This window comes from Shouchella lonarensis, assembly GCF_900096965.1.
In the GTDB taxonomy this organism is placed as follows: Bacteria; Bacillota; Bacilli; order Bacillales; family Bacillaceae_D; genus Shouchella; species Shouchella lonarensis.
In genome coordinates this window covers 71,758-77,757 of record NZ_FMYM01000011.1, presented here as the reverse complement: position 1 = coordinate 77,757, position 6,000 = coordinate 71,758, and the positions used below count along the sequence as shown (strand labels likewise).

Annotated in this window: 3 protein-coding genes, 1 rRNA gene and 1 pseudogene; 2 read left to right on the top strand and 3 right to left on the bottom strand. The window is 42.4% G+C overall.

Annotation, left to right across the window (positions count from 1 at the left end):
* A 5S ribosomal RNA gene (gene rrf / locus BLT29_RS11600) occupies positions 1 to 105 on the top strand; the annotation flags it as partial.
* Positions 106 to 276: 171 nt separating this feature from the next.
* Here rrf and BLT29_RS11595 read toward each other — a convergent pair.
* The 3 genes from BLT29_RS11595 to BLT29_RS11585 all read right to left on the bottom strand — a co-directional run bounded on the left by BLT29_RS11595 (position 277) and on the right by BLT29_RS11585 (position 4,343).
* A complete protein-coding gene (locus BLT29_RS11595) occupies positions 277 to 1,926 on the bottom strand; it encodes an L-lactate permease (protein WP_090776480.1) in 1,650 nt (549 codons plus the stop codon).
* A gap of 111 nt (positions 1,927 to 2,037) precedes the next feature.
* Positions 2,038 to 2,490, bottom strand: a complete 453-nt coding sequence (nrdG, locus tag BLT29_RS11590; RefSeq protein WP_090776479.1) for an anaerobic ribonucleoside-triphosphate reductase activating protein — start codon at positions 2,488 to 2,490, stop codon at positions 2,038 to 2,040.
* Entirely contained in the window at positions 2,487 to 4,343 is a 1,857-nt protein-coding gene (locus BLT29_RS11585) for an anaerobic ribonucleoside triphosphate reductase (protein WP_090776478.1), read from the bottom strand. Before BLT29_RS11585 ends, nrdG begins: the two co-directional genes overlap by 4 nt.
* 379 nt (positions 4,344 to 4,722) lie before the next feature.
* On the opposite strand from BLT29_RS11585, the pseudogene BLT29_RS11580 reads away from it, so the two are divergent.
* Positions 4,723 to 5,875, top strand: a pseudogene (locus BLT29_RS11580) (IS4 family transposase).
* Positions 5,876 to 6,000 lie beyond the last annotated feature (125 nt).

Here is a 6,000-nt window from a genome sequence, read left to right as displayed (position 1 = left end):
TGGCAAAGAGGTCACACCCGTTCCCATGCCGAACACGGTCGTTAAGCTCTTTTGCGTCGATAGTAGTTGGGGGCTTCCCCCTGCGAGCGTAGATCAGTGCCGGGTTGATATTTTATAGAAAATACACTTTCACACATGGAATGGAGGTGTATTTTTTTTGTCTTGAGAGCTAAGCTATAGGTTGACAAATTTGTGTGAAGCGAGAAGAGCCCCAAGTATTTGAGCTACACATGGGGCGCGATAAAGTCATGTTTGCTTTTAATTCATGACACATTTTCACAATAGGAGTCCGATAATTCCTGCAATCCCTGCGTAAATGACCATAGCAATAAGCGTCATCCGTATAATTGAACCTTCTTTTCCAACCAGACCAACGACGGATGCAGCAGCTACCACATTGACGACACAAATCATATTTCCTGCATTTGAGCCAATGACTTGTAATGCAACAATTTGCGTCGGGTCTGCACCTATTTGATCAGCAACAGTAAATTGGAACAATGAGAACATCATATTACTAAATGTCGCACTTCCAGAGATGAAGGAGCCGAGCGCACCAATAAAGGGAGCAACGAATGGCCAACCGTGCCCGAGAACTTCTGCCGCACGATTGGCAAGCTCTACTGGCATGCTTTCAAGTCCGCTCTGATTAAACCCAGAATTTATAAATAACCTTACCATTGGGACGGCTGTAAAGAGCGTGACGGCTGTCCCGATTAATGTTTTTAGTGAATTAGAAACGGCGTGGGTGAACGCATCTTTACGTATTTTATGAAGGAACAACGTGAGAAACACAACAACAATAAAGATAGTCCCTGGTAGATATAAAGGTTGGAAAGTGGCAGAGATGGAAGTGCCTAAAATATTTTCCCATCCCACATGAACTTGCATGAGCCATTGTTTAAGTGGAATAACATCTATTCGTGTTAAGACTAACAAAAGCCCTAGCAGCAAATAAGGTACCCAGGCCAATAATAAGGACATTACTTTTGGCTTTTCTTCTGGTTTAGCCGTCATGTTTCCAAGCCATTCTGGTGACCATTGGTCTTTCTCGGCAAAGTCCCATGTTTCTTTTGGCATAAACCAGCGATTTTTGATGGCGACGAGTACAAGCAGCAGCCCGACAGCGCCACCGACAATTGATGGGAATTCTGGCCCTAATAAAAAAGCGACAATCAGTGCAGGGACGGTAAAACTAAATCCAGCAAATAAGGCAAACTTCCATATCTCAAGTCCTTTTCTCCAGGATTTTTCTGCTCCAAAAAAGCGCGTCAAAATAGCGACTAAAATTAGAGGCATGAGCGTCCCTGTTATGACGTCAATTTGCATAACTTGTGCAGCCAGTTGCCGTAAATAATCAGTCATTTCTATACCAGATAGATAAGGAGCGGTAACCGCGGCTAATTGACCGCCTTCTTCTAAACCCTGTTGTACACCGACGATAATGGGCGTGCCAACAGCGCCGAAAGAAACGGGGCTACTATCGGCAATTAAGGCGACGACAACTGCGGCAAGAGGTGGGAAGCCCACCGCTACTAGCAGAGGGGCCGCAATTGCTGCAGGCGTGCCGAATCCTGCTGCACCTTCAATGAAAGCACCAAACAGCCAGGCAATTAAGATCGCTTGAATTCTTCGATCAGGCGTGACGCTAATTAAATAGGAGCGGATGGCATAAATTGCTCCTGTTGCCTGAAGGGTGTTTAGTAAAAGAATGGCCCCAAAGACGATATATAAAATGGAACACCCGATTAAAATCCCCTCTATAATCGAAGCGCCAATGTAGGGGAGTGGAATTTTCCAATAGATTAACGCAAGGATGGCGGTGACAACCAAGCTAATGGGCATGGCTTTCATGGCTGGCATCCGCATAAAAACAAGGAAAACCATGACAGATAAAATAGGTGTGAGTGCAACAATGGTTACCATTAAACGTCCTCCTTCACGTTAGTATGAACACACTGCTGTACTTATTATACCATTGTTTGCTCACTATTTCACAATCATATGTGTCTGACTTCGTAAAGTTTCCCATATTGATTACGTCAATCGAATGAGCCGTTGATTGTGACTTCCTCGATAAAGTAAGGTTAGATCACGTTTGTCTTGTTCAAATTTACCGTCCACCAATACATCACAATAAAGAAGCAAGTGACGGTAATGGTCGTTTGGGTGAGATAAAACTTGTTCATGTGTATAACCACTATATAACCAAATGTTTTTGTTAGAAGACTGCTTAATTAGGATGGAGAGTTGTATTAACTCTTTTGCATGTATGAAAGGTTCGCCGCCAGAGTAGGTGACGTTTGTCAGTGGATTGCTCATTATTTCTTGAAATACTTCTTCCACACTCATTGTCGTACCGTTAGAAATGTGCCAGCTCTTCTCGTTATGGCATCCTTTACATGCATGAGGGCAACCAGCGAGAAATAGCACGGTTCGAAGCCCTTCGCCATCAACAACACTGTCGTGAATGATGTTCATCACTTTCATATATGTGTCACCCGGTCTTGTTCTTCTTGTCTTTTAGCTGTATTCCATCTTCTGACGTCACCAACTAAGTAGCCTGTAATTCGACGTATGCGTTCAATCGCCTCTTCTAGGTTGTTGTTGCACTTTGGACAAGCATTGTCGATGACACCAATGTAGCCACAAGTTTTACATCTGTCTAAAGGGTGATTGATCGAGACATAGCCCATCCCAGCTGTTCGCATGGCCTGTATGAGTGTGTCAATGGCTATGGTGTTTCTTGAAGCATGACCATCAAGTTCAATGTAGCTAATGTGCCCACCATTGCACATGGTGTGGAAGGGTGCTTCTATCCTTATTTTATCTGCTGCCTTGATGGTGTAATGGACAGGGATATGAAAAGAATTTGTATAGTATGCTCGGTCGGTGATGTCAGACAATACGCCAAACTCATCTCGATCTTTCTGTACAAATTTCCCCGAAAGTCCTTCTGCTGGTGTAGCGACTAATGAAATGTTTAAATGATGTGTCACCGTGGCTTGATCGGTTTTTTCCCTCAGGAATTGAATGATGCGTTTTCCTAAGAAAAATGCTTGTTCGCATTCACCGTGATGTTTTCCTGTTAATGCGACTAGCGCCTCGGCTAATCCAATGAAACCAACGCTTAACGTTCCGTGTTTCAACACGTCTTGCAGTGTGTCATTCTCTGTAAGTTGTTCGCTTTCGTGCCAAATGCCTTGCGAGTATAGGAACAAAAAGTTCTTTACGTGTTTTTTGCATTGTAAGTGGTACCGCTCAAGTAGTTGCTGGATGGTTAAGTCGATATAATGTTCGAGTAAGGCAAAAAAAGAATTGATGTCAGCACTTAATAACGCAATTCTTACAAGGTTAATTGAAGTAAAGGATAAATTTCCCCGGCCAACACTATTTTGTTTGCCGTGAACATTAGACATAACCCTCGTCCTACAGCCCATATAGGCGACCTCACTTTCGGGTGTGCCATCATAAAAAGGTTTGTTCACCGGTGAGTCAATAAAGCTAAAGTTCGGGAATAGTCGCTTGGCAGTTGTTTCTAAAGCAAGTTGGTATAAATCGTAGTTAGGGTCACACTCATAAACGTTGATCCCTTCTTTCATCTTGAAGACTTGAATAGGAAAAATCGATGTTTCTCCGTGTCCTAAGCCAGCTTGTGTCGCTTTCAAAATATTTTTGATAAGCATCCGGCCTTCTTTTGACGTATCTGTGCCGTAGTTAATGGAGACGAAAGGGACTTGTCCACCACCGCGTGAGTGCATACTGTTTGCGTTGTGTATAAACGCTTCGCATGCCTGGTATGTGGTTCTTTCTGTTTCTGTCCAAGCAAGATCATCTAGCTCGTTTGCAGTTATGGGTAGGGGGTATGTTTTTAACCGCTTGAGATGTTTGAGGTAAGTTTTATGCACATAGGGAGCTAAGTCGTAGTCAAACATCGGGAATGACTGGCCCCCGTGTTGCATGTTTTGGTTTGCTTGAAAAACGATGGAGGCAAGCGACATCGCACTCATAATGTCTTGTGGCTCACGAATAAAGCCATGACCAGTATGAAATCCACCACGTAATAAACGTCCCAACGGAATTTGACAACAAGTCGTCGTGCCACTAGCTAAAAAATCTAAGTCATGAGGGTAGATGAAATTCTCGTCAATGGCTTTTTTTACGTTTGCTGAGAGTAAAAATTGGTGGGCGTAATAGCGCGCACTTTCTGAGGCAAACCGGCTCATCTGCCCCATAGGAGAATTGCCATCGACATTGGCGTTTTCTTGGAGTAAATCGTGATTGTTTAATTGGGCAATGTGATGAAGTGTGTCTTGTAATTGACTGATAGGTGTAGTTTTCATTCCGACCCCTCCGAATCAATATATAGATATTTATATGTCATTAAAAACTATATATTGATGCTAACACGTTTTTCCGGTGATGTTTGTGACAGTTTTAGGTAAAAAAAGTAGCGAAGGTGTGTAGACGTAATGTTGAAGCAATATGTGGTATGTAGAAGGGGGAGGTGGCATATGGTTATTAAAAAATGTATGCGCTATTTTAGCCCATACACCTCAACTTTCGCAGACAAAAAATGCTTTGAGTTTCAGTTATACCAAGGCCTGCCGGCCTATGAAATATGCACCTTGACATCAGTACTTGAAACATGAAAAGCACCACTTCTTTTAGGTATAATAGAGTTGACTAAACCCAATACCAAAAAGAAGAGGTGCTTTCTCTATGATAACTGAAAGGCATGTAAATGAGCAACTCCCAAATGAAATTAATGTTGTATTATCGGAGCTAGAAATGACAAAGCATTTGCGTCAATCAGGTATTCGGAAGAACTTTGGGTTTAGCTGTAATGTTTTATTTCGCCTTGTATTCGCGCTCATTTTCCACCAAAAAAATTGGTTTGCGCTTTTCACTTCAAAGAAGCGTGAAGATTTTCCTGGAAAAGACGCTATATATCGCTTTTTAAACTATCCAAAGTTTGCTTGGAGAAAGGAACACTTTTATACCTATTGATTTTTCACTACTGAGTTCAAAAAAATCTATCATCAATGGCATCAACAAAGATATTGATAAACGTAGTGCTGGTTATAATCGACGGAAAGAAGCTCTTCAATCTGCCCCTGAACAACTCCCTGGCATGATTGCACGGTCATTATCGAAAGGAATTCAGGCTTCCTATGTTTTAATGGACTCGTGGTTTACTCAACAGCCATTGATCAAAGCAATTGTAGATCAAGGAATTGATGTCATCGGTATGGTGAAGAATTCACAACAGCGTTATCAAGTAAACGGTAAAATGCTATCCTTGAAGGAGCTTTATCACCGTGCAACGCCACTTCCAGAGAAGAAGGGCGTTTTACGCGTCATTACAACAACGATGGCAAACGGTGTCGCTGTTAAAGTTGTTTTTGTGCGCAATCGAAATAACAAGCGCGAATGGCTGGCTATTTTGAGTACAGACCACAGCCTTTCTGAACAGGAAATTATCCAGACTTACGGGATCCGTTGGGATATAGAAGTATTCTTCAAGACGACGAAGTCGCTCCTACGTTTGCAAAAGGAGTTTCAAGGGCGTTCGTACGACTCTCTTATTAGCCACACAACCATTGTTTTTACTAGATATATCGTGTTATCTTGGCAGAATCGTTGCCACAATGACAATCGGACACTGGGTGGTGTATTTTATGATCTCTGTGATGAGATGCAGGCGCTTGATTGGGCTGTTGCGTTGCAACAGTTACTCGAGCTTTTTCATGACGCTCTTGATAAGATCGGTAAGCGCGCGCAGCGATTGATCAAAAGTCAACTCTCACATTGGATTGCTGGGTTACCCACTTATATCAAGGCTTACATGCCGGATTTGAGGTGCGAAAGTTGAGTACACTTAATAGTGGTCATACCATGATCTTCTTTTTGAAGACTTAAAATGATTGTGGTGGCAACAACGCGATACTCGCTGGAAGGGTTAAAATACAAAGGAATTTCTTTATATGCGACAATACT

What these genes read in the sequence shown, in the direction of transcription:
- BLT29_RS11595 (WP_090776480.1), bottom strand. Translation starts at nt 1,926, where the DNA reads ATGGTAACCATTGTTGCACTCACACCTATTTTATCTGTCATGGTTTTC.
- BLT29_RS11585 (WP_090776478.1), bottom strand. Translation starts at nt 4,343, where the DNA reads ATGAAAACTACACCTATCAGTCAATTACAAGACACACTTCATCACATT.
- nrdG (WP_090776479.1), bottom strand. Translation starts at nt 2,490, where the DNA reads ATGAAAGTGATGAACATCATTCACGACAGTGTTGTTGATGGCGAAGGG.